The 21,187-nt window shown below is 73.0% G+C and carries 16 protein-coding genes; 11 read left to right on the top strand and 5 right to left on the bottom strand.

Annotated features, from left to right (window positions below; all coding sequences use genetic code 11):
* Positions 1-21: 21 nt before the first annotated feature.
* The 3 genes from O3438_RS14470 (at position 22) to O3438_RS14460 (ending at position 1,888) form a co-directional block, all read left to right on the top strand.
* Positions 22-684 carry a DUF3710 domain-containing protein gene (locus tag O3438_RS14470; RefSeq protein ID WP_269680469.1) on the top strand — a complete coding sequence of 221 codons (663 nt, stop codon included), beginning with the start codon at positions 22-24 and terminating at the stop codon, positions 682-684.
* A gap of 114 nt (positions 685-798) precedes the next feature.
* The gene (locus tag O3438_RS14465; protein WP_269680468.1) at positions 799-1,179 is read left to right on the top strand and encodes an OB-fold nucleic acid binding domain-containing protein; all 381 of its coding nucleotides are present in this window, start codon (positions 799-801) and stop codon (positions 1,177-1,179) included.
* A gap of 25 nt (positions 1,180-1,204) precedes the next feature.
* The gene (locus O3438_RS14460; RefSeq protein WP_269680467.1) at positions 1,205-1,888 is read left to right on the top strand and encodes a DUF3159 domain-containing protein; all 684 of its coding nucleotides are present in this window, start codon (positions 1,205-1,207) and stop codon (positions 1,886-1,888) included.
* Positions 1,889-1,922: 34 nt separating this feature from the next.
* On the opposite strand, the gene O3438_RS14455 is transcribed toward O3438_RS14460, so the two are convergent.
* On the bottom strand, positions 1,923-2,612 hold the full coding sequence (locus O3438_RS14455; protein ID WP_269680466.1) for a potassium channel family protein: 690 nt from the start codon (positions 2,610-2,612) through the stop codon (positions 1,923-1,925).
* A 3-nt stretch (positions 2,613-2,615) separates the two neighbouring features.
* Entirely contained in the window at positions 2,616-3,281 is a 666-nt protein-coding gene (locus O3438_RS14450) for a potassium channel family protein (RefSeq protein ID WP_145784891.1), read from the bottom strand.
* A 164-nt stretch (positions 3,282-3,445) separates the two neighbouring features.
* Here O3438_RS14450 and O3438_RS14445 point away from each other — a divergent pair, with 164 nt between their 5' ends.
* From O3438_RS14445 to dxs, 4 genes are all read left to right on the top strand, one after another.
* Positions 3,446-5,542 (top strand): APC family permease, encoded by a 2,097-nt coding sequence (locus O3438_RS14445; RefSeq protein ID WP_269680465.1) that lies wholly within the window; start codon positions 3,446-3,448, stop codon positions 5,540-5,542.
* Positions 5,535-6,776: a class I SAM-dependent RNA methyltransferase gene (locus tag O3438_RS14440; protein WP_269680464.1), complete on the top strand. Its 1,242-nt coding sequence runs from the start codon at positions 5,535-5,537 to the stop codon at positions 6,774-6,776. Before O3438_RS14445 ends, O3438_RS14440 begins: the two co-directional genes overlap by 8 nt.
* Before the next feature lie 13 nt (positions 6,777-6,789).
* The gene (locus O3438_RS14435; protein ID WP_269680463.1) at positions 6,790-7,950 is read left to right on the top strand and encodes an anhydro-N-acetylmuramic acid kinase; all 1,161 of its coding nucleotides are present in this window, start codon (positions 6,790-6,792) and stop codon (positions 7,948-7,950) included.
* An 82-nt stretch (positions 7,951-8,032) separates the two neighbouring features.
* Positions 8,033-9,979, top strand: a complete 1,947-nt coding sequence (gene dxs, locus O3438_RS14430; RefSeq protein WP_269680462.1) for a 1-deoxy-D-xylulose-5-phosphate synthase — start codon at positions 8,033-8,035, stop codon at positions 9,977-9,979.
* 151 nt (positions 9,980-10,130) lie between these two features.
* On the opposite strand, the gene O3438_RS14425 is transcribed toward dxs, so the two are convergent.
* Positions 10,131-11,327, bottom strand: a complete 1,197-nt coding sequence (locus O3438_RS14425; RefSeq protein ID WP_442929601.1) for a hypothetical protein — start codon at positions 11,325-11,327, stop codon at positions 10,131-10,133.
* A 524-nt stretch (positions 11,328-11,851) separates the two neighbouring features.
* On the opposite strand from O3438_RS14425, the gene O3438_RS14420 reads away from it, so the two are divergent.
* Both O3438_RS14420 and O3438_RS14415 read left to right on the top strand, forming a co-directional pair.
* Complete coding sequence (locus O3438_RS14420; RefSeq protein ID WP_269683646.1) at positions 11,852-13,588, top strand: hypothetical protein; 1,737 nt, start codon at positions 11,852-11,854, stop codon at positions 13,586-13,588.
* Complete coding sequence (locus O3438_RS14415; RefSeq protein WP_269680461.1) at positions 13,588-15,390, top strand: hypothetical protein; 1,803 nt, start codon at positions 13,588-13,590, stop codon at positions 15,388-15,390. Before O3438_RS14420 ends, O3438_RS14415 begins: the two co-directional genes overlap by 1 nt.
* Here O3438_RS14415 and O3438_RS14410 read toward each other — a convergent pair whose 3' ends face one another.
* Entirely contained in the window at positions 15,391-17,301 is a 1,911-nt protein-coding gene (locus tag O3438_RS14410; protein ID WP_269680460.1) for a hypothetical protein, read from the bottom strand.
* 82 nt (positions 17,302-17,383) lie between these two features.
* Between O3438_RS14410 and O3438_RS14405 the strand changes: the two genes are divergently transcribed.
* Positions 17,384-18,679 (top strand): outer membrane protein assembly factor BamB family protein, encoded by a 1,296-nt coding sequence (locus O3438_RS14405; protein WP_269680459.1) that lies wholly within the window; start codon positions 17,384-17,386, stop codon positions 18,677-18,679.
* Positions 18,676-19,962 carry an outer membrane protein assembly factor BamB family protein gene (locus O3438_RS14400; RefSeq protein ID WP_269680458.1) on the top strand — a complete coding sequence of 429 codons (1,287 nt, stop codon included), beginning with the start codon at positions 18,676-18,678 and terminating at the stop codon, positions 19,960-19,962. The genes O3438_RS14405 and O3438_RS14400 overlap by 4 nt, the downstream gene beginning before the upstream one ends.
* Here O3438_RS14400 and O3438_RS14395 read toward each other — a convergent pair whose 3' ends face one another.
* Complete coding sequence (locus O3438_RS14395; protein WP_269680457.1) at positions 19,963-21,081, bottom strand: peptidase C39 family protein; 1,119 nt, start codon at positions 21,079-21,081, stop codon at positions 19,963-19,965.
* Positions 21,082-21,187 lie beyond the last annotated feature (106 nt).

Genomic DNA, 21,187 nt, shown 5'->3' with positions numbered 1-21,187 from the left:
GAACAGCGGAGGGTGGGCGCAGTGATCTTCTCCCGAAAGCGGGCCGATGCCGAGCGGCAGACCCGTGACGAGCGGGCCACCCAGGTCCCGGACCAGGGCGACGCGGCGCCGTCGTTGGAGCGCGGCCCATACGACATCTCCGAGAGCTACGACGACGTGCAGCGGCTCGATCTGGGCAGCCTGCACATCCCGGCGATCGCCGACGTCGAGGTGCGGGTGCAGGCCGACCCGCAGGGTGTGATCCAGCAGGTCGTGCTGGTGCACGGCGACAACGCCCTCCAGTTGGGCGTGTTCGCCGCCCCCCGGTCCGAGGGGATCTGGGACGAGGTGCGCGAGGAGATCCGCCAGTCGCTGCTGCGCGACGGCGCGACCGCGCAGGAGGTCGACGGCGAGTACGGGCCGGAGCTGCACGCCCAGGTGCGTACCCCGGACGGCCCGACGAACCTGCGGTTCGTCGGCGTCGACGGACCGCGCTGGATGGTCCGCGGTGTGTTCCAGGGTCCGGTGGCCACCGACCCGGCCCTGGCCGGGCCGCTCGTGGAGTGCCTCGACGGCCTGGTGGTCGACCGTGGCCAGGAGGCGAAGCCGGTCCGCGAGCCGCTGCCGCTGCGCCTGCCCCGGGAGGTCGCCGACCAGGCCGCCGACCAGGCGGGCGACGCTGCCGTCGAGCCGCGCCAGGTCTGACCCGCGCCCACCGGCCCGCCGGAACCGGCCCCGTCGGCGTACGCTGGCGGCACGGTTCCGGCGCCGCCGGTGCCGGCCGGGGACGGCGAGCGTGGAGAGGGTGACGCGGAGGTCATGATGACCGACGAGGGCAGGGTGTCGCTGCGGCGACTTCTGCAACGGTTCACCGCCAGCGAGGCCGAGATCGACGCGCAGGAGCTGCGTCGGGAGAGCGCCGAGTGCGGCGGCATCCCGGCCCAGATGTGCTCCCGGGGCCAGTTGGTGTCGGTCGCCGGCCGGCTGCGCACCGTGGTCTACACGCCGCGCACCAATCTGCCCACCCTCGAAGCCGACCTGTACGACGGCAGCGACGTGGTGACCCTGGTCTGGTTGGGTCGACGGCACATCGCCGGGATCGAGCCGGGTCGGCACCTGACCGCCCGTGGTCGGGTGGCCGTCCGCGACGACCGCAAGGTCATCTACAACCCCTACTACGAGCTGGACTCGCCGAAGTGACGGCGCTGCGGACGGAAGGCCGGCGATGACGACGGGACAGGACCGGGCGGCGCAGCCGGAGATCGACCCGCAGGACGACGAGCCGCTGCCGACGATCGCCGAGCAGATGGCCGACCAGCTCGGCGGCTGGCGGGGCCTGGTCGAGTCCAGCATCCCGGTCGTGGTCTTCGTCCTCGCCAACATCATCGGCGAGTTGCGGCCGGCGGTGATCGCCTCGGTCTCCGTCGCGCTGCTGATCGCCGGGGTGCGGCTGGCCCAGCGTCGGCCGATCCGGCACGCCGTCAACGGCCTGTTCGGCGTCGGTGTGGGCGCGGCCATCGCGTGGCGCACCGGCGACGAGCGTGACTTCTACCTTCCCGGCATCCTGTACGGCATCGGGTACGGCGTCGCCCTGTTGATCTCGGCGGCGATCCGGCAGCCCCTGGTCGGCTGGATCTGGTCGGTGCTGGTCGCGAAGGGCCGCTCGGAGTGGCGCGACGACCCGAAGCTGGTGCGCACCTTCACCCAGCTCACCGTGCTGTGGGGGGTGGTCTGGCTGGCCAAGGTGGGCGTGCAGGCCGGGCTCTACCTGGCCCACCAGGACACCGCGCTGGGCGTGGCCCGGCTGGTGCTGGGCTACCCGCCGTACGCGCTGTTGCTGCTGATCACGGTCTGGACGGTGCGCCGGGTCACCCGGGAGGTTCCGCCGACCCCGGTACCCGGCAGCTGAGCGCGGCGGCAGCCGGGGGCGGCTGCCTGTCGGGTCAGTGGGAGCTGCGGGTCCGTTCGACGCTGTCCGGCCCGAGGATCACCACACGGACCTGGTCCTCGACCTCGGCGGTGCAGACGAAGATCAGTTCGTCGCCGGCCTCGATCGGGTCGTCCGGGCTGGGCACCAGGACCCGCTTGCCGCGCAGGATCGCCACCAGGGCGGCGTCGCGGGGCAGTGGCACGGCGTGGATGGGCTGACCGACGTACGGCGCGGTCGGCGGCAGGGTGATCTCGACCAGGTTGGCCTCACCCTGGCGGAAGGTCATCAGCCGGACCAGGTCGCCGACGGTCACCGCCTCCTCGACCAGCGCAGCCATCACCCGTGGCTTGCTCACCGCGACGTCGACGCCCCACTGCTCGGTGAACAGCCACTCGTTCTCGGCCCGGTTGACCCGGGCGACCACGCGGGGCACCGCGAACTCGGTCTTGGCCAACAACGACAGCACCAGGTTGGTCTTGTCGTCGCCGGTCGCCGCGACCACCACGTCGCAGCCGGCGACGTTGGCCTCTTCCAGGCTCGCCACCTCGCACGCGTCGGCGAGGACCCACTCGGCGGCCGGCACCCGGTCCGGGCGCAGCATCTTGGGTTGGCGTTCGATCAGCATCACCTGGTGGCCGTTGTCGATCAGCTCCTGGGCGATCGAGCGGCCCACGTTGCCCGCGCCCGCGATGGCGACCCGCATGGCTCAGTGCCCCCCTTCCGGCGGCGCCGCCGCCACCGACGTGACAGTCGCCACGATGTCATCGCTGACCAGCATGAAAACCTGGTCGCCCTCCTGCACGACGGTGGAGCCGGTGGGCAGCGTGCCGATGCCGAAGCGGATCAGGTAGGCCACCCGGGCACCGGCCGCGTCCTCCAGGTTGCGCACCGACCGGCCGATCCAGTCCTTGTGCACCGGCACCTCGACGATCGACACGGTGCTGGTGGGGTCGCGGAAGATCTCCACGTTGCCCTCCGGCACCAGGTGCCGGAGCATCCGGTCGGCCGTCCAGCGCACTGTCGCGACGGTGGGGATGCCCAGCCGCTCGTAGACCTGCGCCCGGCGCTGGTCGTAGATGCGGGCGGCGACCCGGGACACGCCGAACGTCTCGCGCGCCAACCGGGCCGAGATGATGTTGGAGTTGTCGCCGCTGGACACGGCAGCGAAGGCGTCCGCGCGCTCGATGCCGGCCTGTCGGAGCACCTCGCCGTCGAAGCCCGCCCCGGTCACCGTGATCCCGGCGAAGTCGGGGCCGAGCCGGCGGAAGGCGTCGGCGTCCTGGTCGATCACCGCCACCGAGTGCCCTCGGGACTCCAGGCTGTGGGCGAGGGTCGACCCGACCCGGCCACATCCCATGATCACGACGTGCACGCTGTCCCTCCCAAGGTGCGTACCGCCCCCGCTGCCGGTGGCCTTCCGAGTGCGAGCCTGCCACGTTCCGGTGGGGAGCGGGGACCGACCGTACCCCGTCGTCGCGGGCAGCGGTGATCGCCCACCCCCGCGTTCCCGCCGTGGTGGTCGTACTCTTGGCGTTCGTGGCCAGTCCCACCTCGCTGGTGAAGCGACTTCTCCTCGGTCGACCGTTCCGGTCCGACCGGCTGCAGCACACCCTCCTGCCGAAGCGCATCGCGCTGCCCGTGTTCGCCTCCGACGCGCTGTCCAGCGTCGCGTACGCGCCCGACGAGATCCTGCTGACCCTCTCCATCGCCGGGGCCTCCGCGTACGTGTTCTCCCCGTGGATCGCCCTCGCGGTGGTCGTGGTGATGCTCACCGTGGTGGCGAGCTACCGGCAGAACGTCTACGCCTACCCCTCCGGTGGCGGCGACTACGAGGTGGCCACCGTCAACCTGGGTCCGAAGTTCGGCGTCGGGGTGGCCAGCGCGCTGCTTGTCGACTACGTGCTCACGGTGGCGGTGTCGGTCTCCTCCGGGGTGGCCAACCTCGGCTCGGTGGTGCCGTTCGTGGCCACCCACAAGGTCCTGATCGCGGTGAGCGCTGTGGTGCTGTTGACCGCCGTCAACCTGCGCGGTCTGCGCGAGTCGGGGACCGCGTTCGCCATCCCCACCTACGGCTTCGTGATCGTGATGGGTGGGATGCTGTTCACCGGGCTGTTCCGGGTGTTCGTGCTGGGCGACGAGCTCCGCGCGCCGAGCGCCGACCTGGTGATCCAGGCCGAGCACAGCGTGACCGGTTTCGCGCTCGTCTTCCTGCTGCTGCGGACGTTCAGTTCGGGTGCCGCCGCGCTCACCGGTGTGGAGGCGATCTCCAACGGAGTGCCGGCGTTCAAGGCGCCGAAGAGCCGCAACGCCGCCACCACCCTGCTGCTGCTCGGCACCATCTCGGTGAGCATGCTGGTCGGGATCATCTGGCTGGCCCGGCTGACCCACCTGCAGTTCGTCGAGGACCCGGGTCTCCAGATCATCTCCGGCCCCGACGGGTACGTGCAGAAGACGGTCACCACCCAGCTCGGCGAGACGGTCTTCGGCTCCGGCTCGATCCTGCTCTACGTGGTGGCCGGAATGACCGCCCTGATCCTCTTCCTGGCCGCGAACACCGCGTTCAACGGTTTCCCGGTGCTCGGCTCGATCCTCGCCCAGGACCGTTACCTGCCCCGCCAGTTCCACACCCGGGGTGACCGGCTGGCCTTCTCCAACGGCATCAGCTTCCTCGCCCTCTTCGCGATCGTGCTGATCGTCGGCTTCCAGGCCGAGGTGACGAAGCTGATCCAGCTCTACATCGTCGGGGTCTTCGTCTCGTTCACCGTCTCCCAGGCCGGCATGATCCGGCACTGGAACCGGCGTCTGCGTACCGAGCGGGACCCGGAGGCGCGCCGCCGGATGTTCCGCTCCCGGGCGATCAACACCTTCGGGGCGGGTCTGACCGGTGCGGTGCTGGTGATCGTCCTGATCACGAAGTTCCTGCTCGGCGCGTGGATCGCGATCGCCGCGATGGCGGTGATCTACGTGCTGATGCTCGCCATCCGCCGGCACTACGACCGGATCGCCGTCGAGTTGACCCCGCCGGACGAGGGCCGGGCCGTGCTGCCCGCCCGTAACCACGCGATCGTGCTGGTCAGCAAGCTGCACCAGCCGACGCTGCGGGCCATCGCCTACGCCCGGGCCACCCGGCCGGACACGCTGACCGCCGTCACCGTGAACGTGGACGAGAACGACACCCGGGACCTGCAGGCCGACTGGGAGCGGCGGGAGATGGCCATCCCGCTCACCGTGATCGACTCGCCGTACCGGGAGATCACCCGGCCGATCCTGGACTTCGTGGCCTCCACCCGCCGCAAGTCACCCCGGGACGTGGTCACCGTCTTCATCCCCGAGTACGTGGTCGGTCGCTGGTGGGAGAACCTGCTGCACAACCAGAGCGCCCTGCGCCTCAAGGGCCGGCTGCTCTTCGAGCCGGGGGTGATGGTGGTCAGCGTGCCGTGGCAGCTCGCGTCGACGGCGAGCAAGAACCTGGACCGGCTCGACGCCACGCTGTCGCGTACCCCGGCACGCGGGCCACGCGGCACGGTGCCGCCGGTCTCCGACCCGCCGACGGTCTCGGCGGCGCCGGTCTCCGCACCGTCCGGCGAGGGCGGCCCGGCGGGCGGCGGGACGGGAGACGGTGGCCGTGACTGAGCCCAGCGAGCGTGGACTGGCCGAGGCGGAGCGGGTCGAGCTGACCGTCGACGCGGTCGCCCCCGGCGGGCACTGCGTGGCCCGGGTGGACGGGCAGGTGGTCTTCGTCCGGCACGCGCTGCCCGGTGAACGGGTGATCGCCGAGGTGACCGAGGTGCACCGCGGGTTCGTCCGGGCCGACGCGGTGACGGTGCTGGACCCCTCACCCGATCGGGTCGAGCCGCCCTGCCCGTACGCGAAACCCGGTGCCTGTGGTGGCTGCGACCTGCAACACGTCGCCCCGGACGCGCAACTGGCCTGGAAGACCGCCGTGGTGCGTGAACAGCTGGTCCGCCTCGGCGGGCTTACCGACGTCGAGCTGGACCGGCTCGACGTCCGGGTCCAGGCGTTGCCCGGCGGGCTGCTCGGCTGGCGCTCCCGGGTCCGCTACGCCGTGGACGCCGCGGACCGCGCCGGTCTGCTCAAGCACCGTTCGCACGAGGTGGTGCCCATCGACCGCTGCCGCATCGCCCACCCGGCCATCCAGCAGTTGCCGGTGCTCACCCCGACCGGCGCGCGCTGGTCGGCAGCCGAGGCGGTGGAGACCGTCGCCAGCACCGGCGGCGACGTGACCGTCACGGAGATCCGTGCGGGCGTACCCGCCCCGGTGAGCGGGCCGGCCGAGGTCCGCGAGGTGGCCGCCGGACGGGACTGGACGCTACCCGCGTCCGCGTTCTGGCAGGTGCACCCGGCCGCGGCGAGCACCCTCTCCACCGCGGTGCTGGAGCTGCTGGACCCGCAGCCGGGCGAGATCGCGTGGGACCTGTACGGCGGCGCGGGGCTGTTCGCCGCCGGGTTGGCCGAGCGGGTCGGTGCGACCGGCCGGGTGACACTGGTCGAGGCGGCGGGGCAGGGCGTCGCCGCGGCCCGGGAGAACCTCGCCGACCTGCCCAGCGTCGAGGTCGTGTCGGCCCGGGTGGAGACCGCGCTGGCCCGTCGACGGATCACCGGCCCGGTCGACGTGGTGGTGCTCGACCCGCCGCGCTCCGGTGCCGGTGCCCCGGTGGTGCGCGCGCTGGCCGCCGCCGGCCCGCGGGCGGTCGCGTACGTGGCCTGCGACCCGGCGGCCTTCGCCCGGGACGTCCGCACCTTCACCGACCTGGGGTGGCGGTTGGCCGCGTTGCGGGGCTTCGACCTGTTCCCGATGACGCAGCACGTCGAGCAGGTGGGGCTGCTGCTTCCGCCGGCCTCCTGACTAACCTGTCCCGATGAAGATCGTCGGGTTGATGTCCGGGACGTCGTACGACGGGGTGGACGTCGTCGCGGCGGAGTTCGAGGTCGAGGGGGACACCCTCTGGCTGCGGCCGTTGGGGCACCGTGGCCTGGACTACGACGAGGAGCTGCGCGCCGAGATCGCGGCGCTGCTGCCTCCGGCGGCCACGACCGTCGAGGCCGTCTGCCGGCTCGACAACCGTCTCGGCGAGGTGTTCGCCGACGCGGCGGCGGTCGGCCTGGAGCTGGCCGGTGGGCAGGCCGACGTGGTGGTCTCGCCCGGTCAGACGGTGTTCCACTGGGTCGCCGACGGGGTGGCCCTGGGCACCCTGCAACTGGGCGCGGTGGCCCGGGTCGCCGCGCGGGTCGGCGTACCCGTGCTCAGTGACCTGCGTTCGGCGGACATCGCCGTCGGCGGGCAGGGCGCGCCGCTGGTGCCGGCCTTCGACGCGTTGCTGCTCGACGCGGCTGCCGGGCCGCGCGCGGCGCTGAACCTCGGCGGCATCGCCAACCTCACGGTGGTCGCCCCGGGGGCGCCGGTCCTCGGGTACGACGTGGGCCCCGCCAACGCCCTGCTGGACGCCGCCGCCCGCCGCTTCCTGGACCAGCCGTGCGACGTCGACGGCGCGCGGGCGGCGGCCGGTCGGGTGCACAGCGGGCTGCTCGCCGCGCTGCTGACCGAGCCGTACTACGCGGCAGCCCCGCCCAAGTCCACCGGCAAGGAGCTGTTCCACGCCGGTTACCTGGACCGGCACCTGGCCGCGCTGGGTACGCCGGTGCCGGTGGACGACCTGCTGGCCACGCTGACCGAGCTGACCGCACGGGTGGTGGCCGCCGAGTGCGACAGGCACGGCGTGGCCGAGGTGATCGCCGCCGGCGGTGGTGTGCGCAACCCCACCCTGCTGCGGCGGCTCGCCGCCCTGGGCGAGGGCCGGTGGCGGCTGCGCGGCACCGACGAGCTGGGCGTGCCGGCGCAGGCCAAGGAGGCGTACGCCTTCGCGCTGCTGGGTTGGCTGTCCTGGCACGGACTGCCCGGGTCGATTCCGTCGGTGACCGGTGCCAGCCGGGGCGCGGTGCTCGGGTCGTGGACACCCGCCGGACCGGCGCACCCGGGCCACCCGGCCGAGCCGCCCCGCCGGCTACGGATCCGGCCCTGATCAGGCACTCAACTCGCGGGCGTGGGTCTGCCGGGCTCGGCCCGGGCTGCGGAGTACCACAGGGCCGATAGACTCTCCGGTCATGAGTGTTGAAGAGGACACGGCCAACCACGGCCGGCTGCTCGGGACGGTACGCGGTCCGCAGGACGTCAAGCGGATGTCCGGCGAGGAGCTGGACGTCCTCGCCGCCGAGATCCGGGACTTCCTGATCGCCAAGGTCTCCCGCACCGGTGGGCACGTCGGGCCCAACCTCGGTGTGGTCGAGCTGACGCTGGCCATGCACCGCGTCTTCGACTCGCCCCGGGACCGGCTCCTGTTCGACACCGGCCACCAGGCGTACGTGCACAAGATCCTCACCGGGCGTCAGGCCGGCTTCGACAAGCTCCGCCAGCGCGGTGGCCTCTCCGGCTACCCCAGCCAGGCCGAGAGCGAGCACGACCTCATCGAGAACTCGCACGCCTCCACCGCGCTCTCCTACGCCGACGGCCTGGCCAAGGCGTACGCCCTGCGCGGTGAGCAGCGCAGCGTCGTGGCCGTGGTCGGTGACGGCGCGCTCACCGGCGGTATGTGCTGGGAGGCGCTGAACAACATCGCCACCGCCGGCAACTCGCTGGTGATCGTGGTCAACGACAACGGCCGTTCCTACTCGCCCACCATCGGCGGGCTGGCCGACCACCTCTCCTCGCTGCGGCTCAACCCGGGCTACGAGAAGGTGCTCGACACGGTCAAGGACGCGCTCGGCTCCACCCCGCTCGTCGGCAAGCCGATGTACGAGGTGCTGCACGCGGTCAAGAAGGGCATCAAGGACGCCGTCGCCCCGCAGGCGATGTTCGAGGACCTCGGCATCAAGTACGTCGGCCCGGTGGACGGGCACGACGTGGCGGCGGTCGAGGCGGCGCTGCGCGCGGCGAAGAACTTCGGCGGCCCGGTGATCGTGCACGCGGTCACCCGCAAGGGCTACGGCTACCGTCCCGCCGAGGAGGACGAGGCCGACTGCCTGCACGGCCCCGGCGGCGCCTTCGACGTGGAGACCGGCGCGCTGTTGGCCGCCCCGGCCGTGAAGTGGACGCACGTCTTCGCCGACGAGCTGCTGGCCGTCGCCGACGAGCGCCCGGACGTGGTGGGCATCACCGCCGCCATGGCCGAGCCGACCGGCATCGCGAAGCTGGCCCGCAAGTACCCCGAGCGGGTGTACGACGTGGGCATCGCCGAGCAGCACGCCGCCACCTCGGCGGCCGGGTTGGCGCTCGGCGGCCTGCACCCGGTGGTCGCTGTCTACGCCACCTTCCTCAATCGCGCCTTCGACCAGGTCCTGCTGGACGTCGCGATGCACAAGCTGCCGGTGACCTTCGTGCTGGACCGCGCCGGCATCACCGGCCCGGACGGCCCCAGCCACTACGGCATCTGGGACATGTCGGTCTTCGGCGTGGTGCCCGGCCTGCGGATCGCCGCGCCCCGCGACGCCGCCACGCTGCGCGAGGAGCTGCGCGAGGCGCTCGCCGTCGACGACGGCCCGACCGTCGTGCGCTTCCCGACCGGCACCGTCGCCGCGGACCTGCCGGCGCTGCGCCGGGTCGGCACCGTCGACGTGCTGGCCGAGTCGGCGCGTACCGACGTGCTGCTGGTCGCCGTCGGCTCGTTCGGCCAACTCGGCATGGAGGTCGCCGCGCGGGTCGCCGAGCAGGGCTACGGAGTCACCGTCGTCGACCCGCGCTGGGTGCGTCCGGTCCCGGCGGAGCTGGTCGACCTGGCCGCCCGGCACCGGCTCGTGGTCAGCGTGGAGGACGGCGTGCGGGTCGGCGGAGTGGGCGACGCGCTCGCCCAGGCGATGCGCGACGCCGACGTCCGGGTGCCGCTCAAGGACCTGGGCGTACCGGCCGACTGGCACCCGCACGGAACGCGGGCGCAGATCCTCGCCGACCTGGGCCTGACCGCGCAGGACGTGGCCCGCGACGTCACCGGTTGGATCTCCGGCCTGGATGCCACGCCGGACCGCCTCACGCCGAGCGACGCGGCCGCGCAGAACTGACCCGACGACGAACGGCGGGCGCCCCTCCCGGGGGGACGCCCGCCGTCGCGTCTGCCGCCCCGGCGCCACCACCCCGCGCCGCGCCCCCACCCCGTGCCATCGATCATGGACTTGTGGTGGGTGGGGACCGGGCTCGGTGGGGTGGAGGGGGTCAGTCGGCTGGTTGCACCGAGCGGTAGTGGGTCTTGTCGGTGTTGGCGAGGCTGTAGGTCTGGGAACGGGACGGGCTGGGGACGACCGCCAGACCGGGTCGTTCGACCAGCAGGGGAGTGCCCGGTGGCACGGACAGGGAGCTGTCCCGGGTGGGCCGCCAACTGAGCACCACAAGCGGTTGACCGGGCACCGGCAGTTGGTACGCCTGCAACGGGGTGGCCCGGTCGGCGGGCGAGACGACGGGCGCGCTCCCGTCGGCGGGCCGGTAGACCACAGCGGTCATCGCGCCGGCGTCGGTGTCCCAGCTGAGCTGCTGCAACTCGGCCGCCTCGCCGCCTCCGAGGGCGACCTCGCCGAGCGAGCGGACGGTGAGCTTCGCCATCGGCCAGGACGTCGGCACCGAACGCGGTGCGTCCCGGTCACCGATCCGGCGGGGGATGCTGCCGAACGGACCCCGGTCGCCGGCCAGCACGCAGGTGTCCAGGCCGGTGAGTGCCCGCCGTCCCGTGCCCGACTCGTCGCGGACCAGCGGGTAGCGGGGATCGACAGTGCCGGTGCCCAGGTCGAGCAGCCGGTCCGCGGCCCGCCCCCGGGGCAGCGACTCGGTGGTGCGCAGGGTCGCCGTCACCCCGACCGCCGTGCACGACGGCACGTCCACCGGCGCGCTGAGGCCGTCCGCGACGGCCAACGTCCGATCCTTTGGCCCGACCAGCGTCTGCACCCGGGCGGAGACCAGGTACCGCCGACCGGCGGCGGTCTGCACGGGCAGCACGTCGGAGTAGACGAGGTAGCCCGGGTCGGTGTACTCGGCGGCGCGGGTCACCGCGTACCGGTCGCCGTCGCGGGTGAGTTGCAGCAGCCAGGAGGCGCTCTCGCCGGGCACGTCGGCGGCGACGAGAGCCACCGGGGCACCGTCGACCCGACCGGAGAAGAGGATGCCGGACGAGGGCAGGTGCGCCCGGTCGTCGTCCGGTGAGCGCCAGTCACGGACGGCCCGGGTGACAGCTGCCGTCGCCGTGGCGTCAGCCGACAGGTCACCCCGGGGCGGCCACACGGCCAACGACCCGTCCAGACTGTCGTACCCGACCCGCAGGTCCTGCCACTTCCTCTCGGCCACCGGACCGCAGGCCGTGCTGGCCAGCAGTGCGCTGAGCAGGACGGGGAGCGCCCTGCCGTACCGACGGCCTGGAGTCACCTGGCCCGCCCCCGATCGCCTCACCGTCGCTGTCGGAAAGCGCCATAGTACGAGATGTCCGACGCGAGGCCCCAGTTGCCCGCCGCTGAACTCACCACATTGGACCACACCGGGGCTTTAGTGCGTTTTCGTTGCTCCGGTAGACTCCGCCGACTGTGACGCCTGCCGAGTCCCGCGCCCTGCCCGCGCCGCGCCCGGAGGCCGCAGCCGGCCCCGACGAACTGGTGAGCTACCGCACACCGGTCGGCATCCTCGCCGGCCCCGCCGCAGTGACCGGCACGTCGACCGCCCCGGCCGACGCCCGGGGCACCGCCGGCGGCGCACCCGCCGCCCCAGCCGAGGCCACCGCACCGGCCCCCACCAAGACGCCAACCGGGCCGGACGCGCCAACCGAGCCGGACGTGCCGGTCGAACCCGTTGGGCCGGACGCACCGGACGCGCCGGTTCAGGACGCGGCGCCGGTCGAGCCCGAGACGGCTGTCGACGACGCGGAGGCGGCACCGACCAAGCGGTGGTGGCATCGTCTGCCCCGGCGGAGGCAGCACCTCGCGGTGGGCGGGTTGTTCCTGCTCGCCGCGCTCTGGGTCACCAGCCGGATCTGGCTGGACCCGTCCGGCCGGGTGGCCTCCCTCTACACCGGTGACCCGGCCCAGGTGCAGTTCTTCCTCGCCCACTCGGTACGCGTGGTGCTGCACGGGGAGTACCCGTTCTACACCGAGCAGTTCAACTACCCGGACGGCGTCAACCTGATGGCCAACACGGCCGTGCTGGCGCTGGGCATTCCGATGGTCCCGGTGACGCTGCTCTTCGGGCCGGCGGTCTCCTTTGTGGTGCTGGTGACCCTCGGCCTCGCCGGCACCGCGATGGCCTGGTACCTCATGCTCTCCCGCCATCTGGTGCGTACCCCGCTCGCGGCGGCGGTGGGCGGCTGGTTCTGCGGTTTCTCGCCCGCGATGCTGTCGCACGCGAGTTGGCACCCGAACATCATCAGCCAGTTCCTGCTGCCGTTCATCGTGTGGCGCGTCCTGGTCCTCACCCGGTCCCGTCGGCCGATCCGGGACGGGGCGTTGCTCGCCCTGCTGGTCACCGCGCAGGCGTTCATCAACGAGGAGATCCTGCTCTTCACGGCCCTGGCGTGCGGGGTGTTCCTGCTGGCGGTGCTCGCCCAGGAGCCGTCCCGCTGGCGGGCGGCGTGGCGACCGCTCGGCGCCGGCGTGCTGACCTGCGCGCTGCTGGCCGGGGCGCTGCTGGCGTACCCCCTGTACGTGCAGTTCGCCGGGCCGATGGCGTACCACGGCCTCAGCGACGCGGTGCGGGACTACGGCAACGACATCGCGGCCTTCTTCGCCCAGGGTTCGCCCACCCTCGGCGGCAACCAGCGGGCCAACATCAACCTGGCGCCGAACTACTCCGAGGAGAACGCCTTCTTCGGCTGGAGCCTGTCGCTGATCGCCATCGGCATCGTGGTCTGGCTGCGCCGGGAGTTGATCGTGCGGGCGCTCGCGGCGACCGGCGTCTTCTTCGCCGTGCTCTCCCTCGGCGAGCGGGTCTCCTGGTGGGACCGGGAGTTGTTCACCGGGCCGTGGCAGTGGCTGGTCCACCTGCCTCTGCTGGACGCGGTGGTGCCCACCCGGTTCGGTCTCATCACCAGCGTGGTGATCGGGCTGCTGCTCGCGCTCGCCGTCGAGCGGGCCTGGGCGCTGCGCCCGGCCGACCGGCGCACCGTACGGACGCTCACCGCCGCGGGAGTGGCGTTCGCGCTGCTGCCGATCGCTCCGATGCCGCTGCGGATGGTCTCTCGACCGCCGGTGCCGGACTTCATCACTGCCGACCGCTGGCGGGCGTACGTCGGGCCGGACCAGACGCTGGTGCCGATCCCGGTGCCCAGCATGGGCAACACGCACGGCATGCGCTGGGCGGCGGCCACGAACCTCGACTTCAAGATCCCCGGTGGTTACTTCCTCGCCCCGCGCAACGGCAACACGGGCGACGCGGGCCGGTTCGGCGGCCGCCCCAGCGGTGTGGGTCAGATGCTGGAGGAGGTGGCGACCACCGGGCGTACGCCGAAGCTCGACGACCGGCAGCGCCGCCGCTTCAGCGACGAACTGCGCCACTGGCGGGCCGCGATCCTGGTGCTCCCGGTCCGTCAGCAGAACTCCGAACCGCTGCGACGTGCCGTCGAGGACCTGGTCGGCCCCGGCCGGCAGGAGTTGGACGTCTGGGTGTGGGACGTGCGGGCGCTGACCGACCGTTCGGTCTGATGACCGTCGGGACGACGTCCCCGACCACGTCGCCCCCGGCGACGGTCCGCCCATCCCGTTCGGGCCGGCTCCGGGACCTGCTGGTGGTGGCCGGTTACCTGGCCCTGGCGGTCGTGCTGACCAGCGCCCAGTGGGGGCACCCGTGGCGGCTGTTCCACCAGGCGGGCGACCAGATCCTCTTCGAGTGGATGCTGGCCCACGCGGCGCACGCCGTCGTCGACGGGGAGAACCCGCTCTTCAGCGCCGGGTTGAACGCCCCCGACGGGGTGAACCTGATGGCGAACACCTCGGTGCTCGGCCTGGGCGTCCCGTTGACCCCGGTGACTCTGCTCCTCGGCTCGCAGGTCGCGTTCTGCGTGGCGGTCGTGTGCTGCCTCGCCGGCACGGCCACGGCCTGGTACGCGTTGCTGCGCCGCCGCTTGGTCGCCACCCGGTCGGCAGCCGCTGTCGGTGGTTTGATCTGCGGTTTCGCCCCGGGCATGATCGCCCAGGCGGGCGCGCACCTGCACATCGCCGCGCAGTTCCTGGTGCCCGCGATCCTCGCCCTGGTGTTCCGGCCCGCCCCGGAGGCGGCGCACCGACTCGCCGGAGTGTGGCGACCCGGCGTCGTCCTCGGGCTGCTGCTCGTCTGGCAGGTCTTCATCGGCGAGGAGGTGCTGGTCTTCCTGGCGCTCGCGGCCGGCGTGTTCGCGCTCGGCTACGCGCTCGCCGACCGGGTGGCCGCCCGGCGGCTCGCGCCGGCCCTGTTCGGCCGTCTGGCGGTGGCAGCCGGGGTGGCGGGCGTGCTGCTGGCGTACCCCCTGTGGTTCCAGTTCTTCGGTCCGCAGCGCTACTCCGGGATGGCGTTCGCCGCGCACGCGTTCCAGTTGGACGCCGCGTCGTTCACCGCGTCGGCGCGGCAGACCATTCTCGGCGACGACTGGCTCCCGGGACTGCTCTCGCCGAACCCGACCGAGGAGAACTCGTTCTTCGGCCCGGGGTTGCTGGTGCTCGCCGTGGTGATCGTGGTCTGGCTGTGGCGGCGGCCGTTGGTCCGCGCGCTGGCCGGCTGTGGGCTGGTGTTCGCGTTGCTCTCCCTCGGCACCGAGCTGCGGGTCGACGGCACCGCCACCGGTATCCCCGGGCCGTACCGGCTGGTCGCCGGGCTGCCCCTGCTCGACCTCGCGGTGCCGGCCCGGTTCGCGCTGGTCTGCGTACCGGTGCTGGGGGTGCTGGTGGCGCTCTCCGTGGACCGGGTGTGGGCGGCGCGCACGCTGTCGGCCGTCGCCGGGGTGCCGGTGCGGTTGCTGTGGGCCGGAGCGGTGGCCGCCGCGTTGCTGCCGCTGGTGCCGACGCCGATCCGGGTGGTGCCGGTCATGCCGGTGCCGGGGTTCGTCGCGGACGGCGGGTGGCGGTCACTGGTGCCGCCGGGCCGGACCGTGGTCGCCGTACCCCCGGTCACCGGCGCGGCGCGGAGCCCGGTGATGCTCTGGTCCGCCCGCACCGGCCTGGCGTTCACCGCGCCGGGCGGCTACTTCATCGGTCCGAGCGGCCCGGACGACCCGGCGGCGCGCTGGGGCGCGCCGGACCGCCCCACGTCCGTGCTGCTGCGGCGGGTGGCGGAGACCGGTGCGGTGCCGGTGCTCACCGACGCGGACCGCCGTAGCGCGGTCGAGGACCTGCGGCACTGGCGGGCCGCCGTGGTGGTGCTCGGCCCGCTGACCAACGGCGACCCGGTCCGTCGGACGGTCGACGACCTACTCGGTCCGGGCCGCCCGGTGGACGGCGGTTGGGTGTGGGACGTCCGGGACCAGGTCGGCTGATCAGCCCACCAGGGCGCGGACGTCCCAGACCCAGACGTCGTCGACCCGCTGCGGCGGCCCGATCAGGCCGGTGACCAGCTCGCGCAGCACCGCCTCGTCGGGGTTCGCACCGAGCACCACCACCGACGCCCGCCAGAACCGCAGGTCCTCGACGGCTTGACGGCGGTTCTCGTCGGTGAGCGCCGGGACGGCGTCCTTGTCCATCGTGGAGTAGATGAGCGTGCTGGTGGGCCGGTTCGGCGCGCCGAAGACGCCCTCGCCGACCTCGTTCGGGCCGATGAAGTAGCCGCCCGGGATGGGGAACTCCTGCCCGGTCAGCGCGCTCCAGCGCAACGTCGGCAGGCCGTGCACGTTGCTCGGGATCGGCACCGGCACCAGGGTCCGGCCCGCCGGCACGTACGGCCGCCAGCCACCGGCGGTGATGAAGTGCGGTGGCGGGTCGATCTGCTGGGCGGGCAGCGGCCGGGGGAAGAGCGGCAGCACGGCGAGGGCGACCGCCGCGTACCCCACCGGGCGCAGCCACCGACGACGCGCCGCGACGGGCGTGGGCTCGTCCGTCGCCGCCGGCTCGTCGGCGACCGCCGGGCCCGCGTCGCCGGTGCGCTGCGCCGGCACCCGCGGCTGGTCGACCACCGGCCGTCCCTGACGGTGCGCGGCGTCCCAGGCGAGCGCGAGGAGTACGCCCACCGCGGCGCCCACCACCAGCGTCAACCGGGTCGGCATCATCATCTCGACCAGCGGCAGGTCGTCCGGCACGTACGACCACGGGCCGCGCACGCCCGTCTCCACGCCGTCGAAGCGGACCCGTGGCCCGATCGACGCCACGGTGAAGACGACGATCAGCACCGCGGCGATCCGGGCGGGAAGCGAGCGCCGGACGAGCAGCACCAGGGCGACCAGCGAGAGCAGCACCAGCGGCCAGCCGAACCAGGTGTTCTGCTCGGTCAGCCCGATCGTCTTCTCCACCGCCGGGTCACCGGCCCAGGTGTCGCGGGCGAAGGTGACGAAGGCGACCAGGTCCTCGCCCCAGTTGTGGAAGACGCCACCCTGTAGGCCCCGGTAGGACTGCGGACCGTTGAACTGGAACCAGATCGGGTACGCCGCGAGCGCCAGGGCCAGCCCGCCGGCGACGCCGAGCCCGGCCAGGAACGTGCCGGCGGCGGCCCGGGTGGCGGCCGGGCGCTGTACGGCGTACGCCAGCACGACGACCAGGCAGGCCAGGGCGGTGAGGAGCAGCATCTCCTCGTTGATGAAGATCTGGTACGTCACCAGCGCGCCGAGCACCAACCCGTTGCGCCGCCACCGGCCCGGCTCACCGAGGCGCAGCACCCGCACCACGATCAGCGGCAGCAGGAAGTTGGACACGAAGTTCGGTTGACCGTTGGCGTGGTGGATGATTCCCGGCGCGAAGCCGAGGAACGCGCCGCCGACGAAGGCCGCCGCGCGGGACCGCACCAGGTGGCGGGAGAGCATCCAGTAGCCGGTGCCGGCGGTCGCGGCCAGCGCTCCACCCAGGTAGAGCGCGTACATCACCTGGGGGCCGAGCACCATGGTCAGCGGGGCCAGCGGCAGGGTCACCCCGAGTAGCGAGGTGTTGGCGATCATGTTCACCCCGTCCGGGGCGTTCTGCCGGGCCGTGAACAGCGGGTTCTCCAGGTGCCGCACCGAGTACGCGCCGTGCGCGAACAGCCATTCGAACCAGCTGTGGTCGGTGGGCAGGTGTGAGGAGACCCGGCCGGTGACGTCACCCCAGTAGTTGAGGCAGACGAATACGCCCAGCAGCACATAGGCTCCGAGAGCCAACAGGTCGGCTCGGGCCGGGCGGCGTCGAGGCCGTCGAGTCGACTCGGCCTCGGCCGGGTCGGCGTCGGTCAGGGAATTCAGCGAGGGGTCTACCACCGGCACGGCCACGACGGGCCATCGTACAGGCGCGGTTCCGTCGCTTTTGCCGGCCCGGTGCACACACGGCCGGTTTGCCGGACGGTGACCAGCGGTGACGGAAGGACGATCGTTGTCGATCATCGAGCTGGGCGAGGTTCGGGACGAGCCTGCGTCGACGCCTGCGGCTCGCCGACCGAGCGTCGCCGGCCGACCCCTGCGCAGCGCGGCGGTGCTGGTCCTCGCCCTGGTGGTGCTGAGCGCTGCGGCACCGCAGCCGCAGCGGGCGGTGAGCCTGGTGCCGGCGTTACGGACGTCAACCGCCTACCTCGGCGGGGACAGCGTCTTCGTGGTCGACCCGCCGGCACCCGAGGGGGACCGGTTCCTCACCGCGTACGCCCAGCCGTCCCCGACCGGCGCCGGAGTGCGCCGACGGTGGCAGGTCCCACTGGCCCGCCTCGGTGACTACCTCGACGTCCGGGTCGAGCGAGGGCTGGTGATGGCGATGACTGTCGACGCTCCGGGCCGGGTGTTCCAGACCATCGCCTTCGACATCGGTTCGGGCGACCGACGGTGGCAGCTTCCCGGCGCGCCCCAACCGACCGCCGACGACGGTCTGCTGCTCACCGACGTCCGGGACGACGGCTCGGGCACGCTGAACCGGATCGAGCCCGACACCGGCCGGGTGCTCTGGTCGGTGCCGATTCCCTCGGCCGCCAATCCCTCCTACCACCTTCGGGAAGGCCGGGTCGACGGGTTCGTGCTTCTCCTGCCGACCGGCGAGGTGCAGGTGTACGACGTCGGCACGGGCCGCCTGCTGCGCAGCGTCGACACGCTGCCCGGTGATCGGGAGGCGTACCAGCGGGTGCAGGTCGTCGACGACCTGCTGCTGGTCGTCCCACCCGGCAGCACCCGGCTGGTGGGCTACGGGCTGACCGAGTTGAAGCCACTGTGGACGGCGGAGGTGCCGTTGATCTCCTACGTGGTCAGCTGCGCCGGCCTGCTCTGCGCGGTGCCGCAGACCGGTGGCCTCCAGGTGCTCGACCCGGCCACCGGCGTCGTACGGTGGTCGGACTCCGGTCCGGACAACCTGGCGGACGTCCGGCATGGTCAGTTGTTGATGGCCAAGCCCGGCCGAGGGTACGAGGTGTGGGATGCGGCGACCGGTCAGGTGCGTACCGAGTTGGGTGGGTGGGCCCTGATGCAGGTGGTCGAGCCGGGCAACCCCCTGGTCGGGACGCGGTCGGGTGACGACGGCCGGAGGGTCGTCGCCGAGCTGGATCTCGTCGCCCGCCGGACGCGGATCGTTGACGTGTTGCCGGGCATCGCCGGCAGCTGTCAGGCGTCCCTGCCGATGCTGCTGTGTCAGCGCCTCGACGGCACCACCGCGCTGTGGCGGTTGACCCGGTGAGCGACCCGGTGATCGACCTCGGTGTGCTGCGGCACGGCCCGGACCCGGACCCGTTGCCCCGCCCATCCCGCGCGAACGGTCGGCAGTTGCGCGCCGCGTTGGTCGCGCTGCTCGCGTTGCTCACCCTCGCCGCGGCCGCTCCACCGCCGCCCCCACGGGCCGTGGTGACGCTGCCGGCGCGGCCCGGCGCCGACGTGCTCGTCGACGGCGACCTCGCCCTGGTCATCGAGCCGACCAGTACGTCCAGGTTGCAGGAGCGTCGACTGGCGGCGTACCGGCTGCCCGGTGGCGAGCCGGCCTGGCAGATGCCGCTGTCGGCGGAGGCCCGGTACTGGAGGATTTCCCCGGTGGGCAAGCTGCTGATCCTCAGCGGGTACGAGATCGGTCCGCAGGGCCAGTCCACCACGACGATCGTGCTGGACCGGGCGACCGGCGCGTACCGGTGGCAGCAACCGGGCAGCGCCGACAAACTGGTCGACGGCAACCTGCTGCTGCGTACCGGCGGCGAGAGCGAGCCGAGCGTCCTGCGGGTGGTCGACAGCTGCTGCGGCACGGTCCGCTGGCAGTTGCCCGCCACCACCGCCGGAATCAGCCCGCGCGAGACCGAGCGCGGGGTGGATCGGCTGGTCCTCAACCCGCCGGACGGGCCGGTCGAGGTACGCGACGCGACCACCGGAGCGGTGCTGGCGCGCGCCGACCTGCTGCCGGATGACGGTGGGCGATTCGGGCTGGAGGTGCTGGACGACCTCCTGCTGGTCATCGACCGAGGCTCGGGCACCGTCACCGCGTACGGGCTGGACCAGCTCGACCGGCGCTGGATCCGCCCCAACGTGACAGTCGACTTCGTGATGACCTGTGGCCCCGTCCTGTGTCTGCGCACCGGTGCCAACCAACTGCAGGCGCTCGACCCGGCCACCGGCGAGGTGCGCTGGAGCAGCAATCGTTGGGGGTGGGCGTGGGGGGTCGAGGACCGGCTGCTGGCCAACGTGTTGGGCGGCGGAACCTCGCCGGACCGCTTCGTCGTGCTGGACGCTCTCACCGGGCAGGAGGTGGCCGTCCTGGGCCAGTGGGACCTGTACCGACGGGATCAGGGCGATCAGCTGACGGCCGTCCGCAAGCACCCCGACGGCGGGGTGGTCGTCGGTGAGGTGGACATGCGAGCCGGGACGGTACGCATACTCGACGTGCTGCGCGATGCCCGCGGGGAGTGTCAGGTGATCGACTACCGTCTTCTGTGCGCGAGCCCGAGCGGCAGCTACCGGCTGTGGCAGTTGGGCCGCTGACTACCAGTTCGCCTGGGCCGGTGGCGGGGGCAGCGGCACCGACGGGGGTCGCAGCACGTACGCCACACCGCCGCTGCCGCGCTGCCAGACCGCCTCGAACGGCTGCCGGGGCACGGTACGGCGGACCGCGTCGTCGTCCGGGGCGTACGGGTCGTTGAGCACCGGGTCGCCGTCGGCAGTGAAGCCGACCAGCACCATCAGGTGCCCTCTGGTGTCGTAGGCGAGCCCCGGCACCTCGTCGGCGCGGAACGCGGCGGACACGATCAGCGGGATGCCGGCCGCGACGAACGCTTCCGCCTCGGCCAGCGACCGGAGCCGGGTGACGAACGCGTCCACCCCGAACCGACCGGCGTACGCGGTGTTGAACGACCAGTTGCCGGCCCCGGCGTACGCGTGGTCGTAGCAGTGCCGGGCGGCGTGCACCACCACCGGGCGCGGGCCGGGCGGCTCCACCCACGCGTAGTGCTCCTCCGTCGGCCCGACGCCCCAGTAGGCGAGCACCATCGAGGTACAGGTGGGGCTGCACCAGGAGTCGCCGCCCCCGCCCCACTGCGGATACTCGCCGGCGTGCAGCCGCTGCGAGTAACGGGGGACGTCCAGCACCCGCCCACGGGCAGCGGACGAGGCGGGCGCCGGCGCGTCGGTCGGGCCGGTCAGCGCGGGGCCGGTGGCGACAGCGCCGAAGCTGCGCAGCACCGGGCCGGTCGGGGTGCCGACCGGTCGGCACACTGTCACCCGCGCCTGCCAGCCGGTGACCGTCGCCCCGTTCACGATCAGGGTGTCGGTGTCGACGGCTGCGTCGCCGTCGCGCTGCCCGGGTACCGAGGTGCGTCGTACCGCCCGATCGTCGGCCGCCCAGCGGGCCAGCCGGTACCAGCCGGTGGCGGGAGCGTCGTCGTGCCAGCCGCGCAGCTCGACCTCGATCCAGGTGCCGTCGGGGGTGTCGGCGGTCCAGGACGGCACCACCTCGGCGACGGTGAAGCCCACCGGCACCGGAGGTGACGTCCAGGTGCTCCGCCCGTCGACACCGGCCCCGTCGCTGTCGAACGCGCCGTCGGCCGGCAGGCGGAAACCCCGGTAGGCGATGTCCCGCCGGGTGGGTGGTGCCGCGATGGTCATTGCAGGTCCGTCCGTCGCTCGGTGCCGCCGGACAGCATCGCGTACGCCGGCCGGGCCCGCAACGCCGACCGGCGCGGGCGGCGAGGGACGATGGTTGCCGGCCGGC

The sequence above is a fragment of the Micromonospora sp. WMMC250 genome (assembly GCF_027460215.1).
Lineage (GTDB): Bacteria > Actinomycetota > Actinomycetes > Mycobacteriales > Micromonosporaceae > Micromonospora > Micromonospora taraxaci.
The sequence above is the reverse complement of the archived record's forward strand: the minus strand, read 5'-3'. Positions and strand labels throughout refer to the sequence as shown.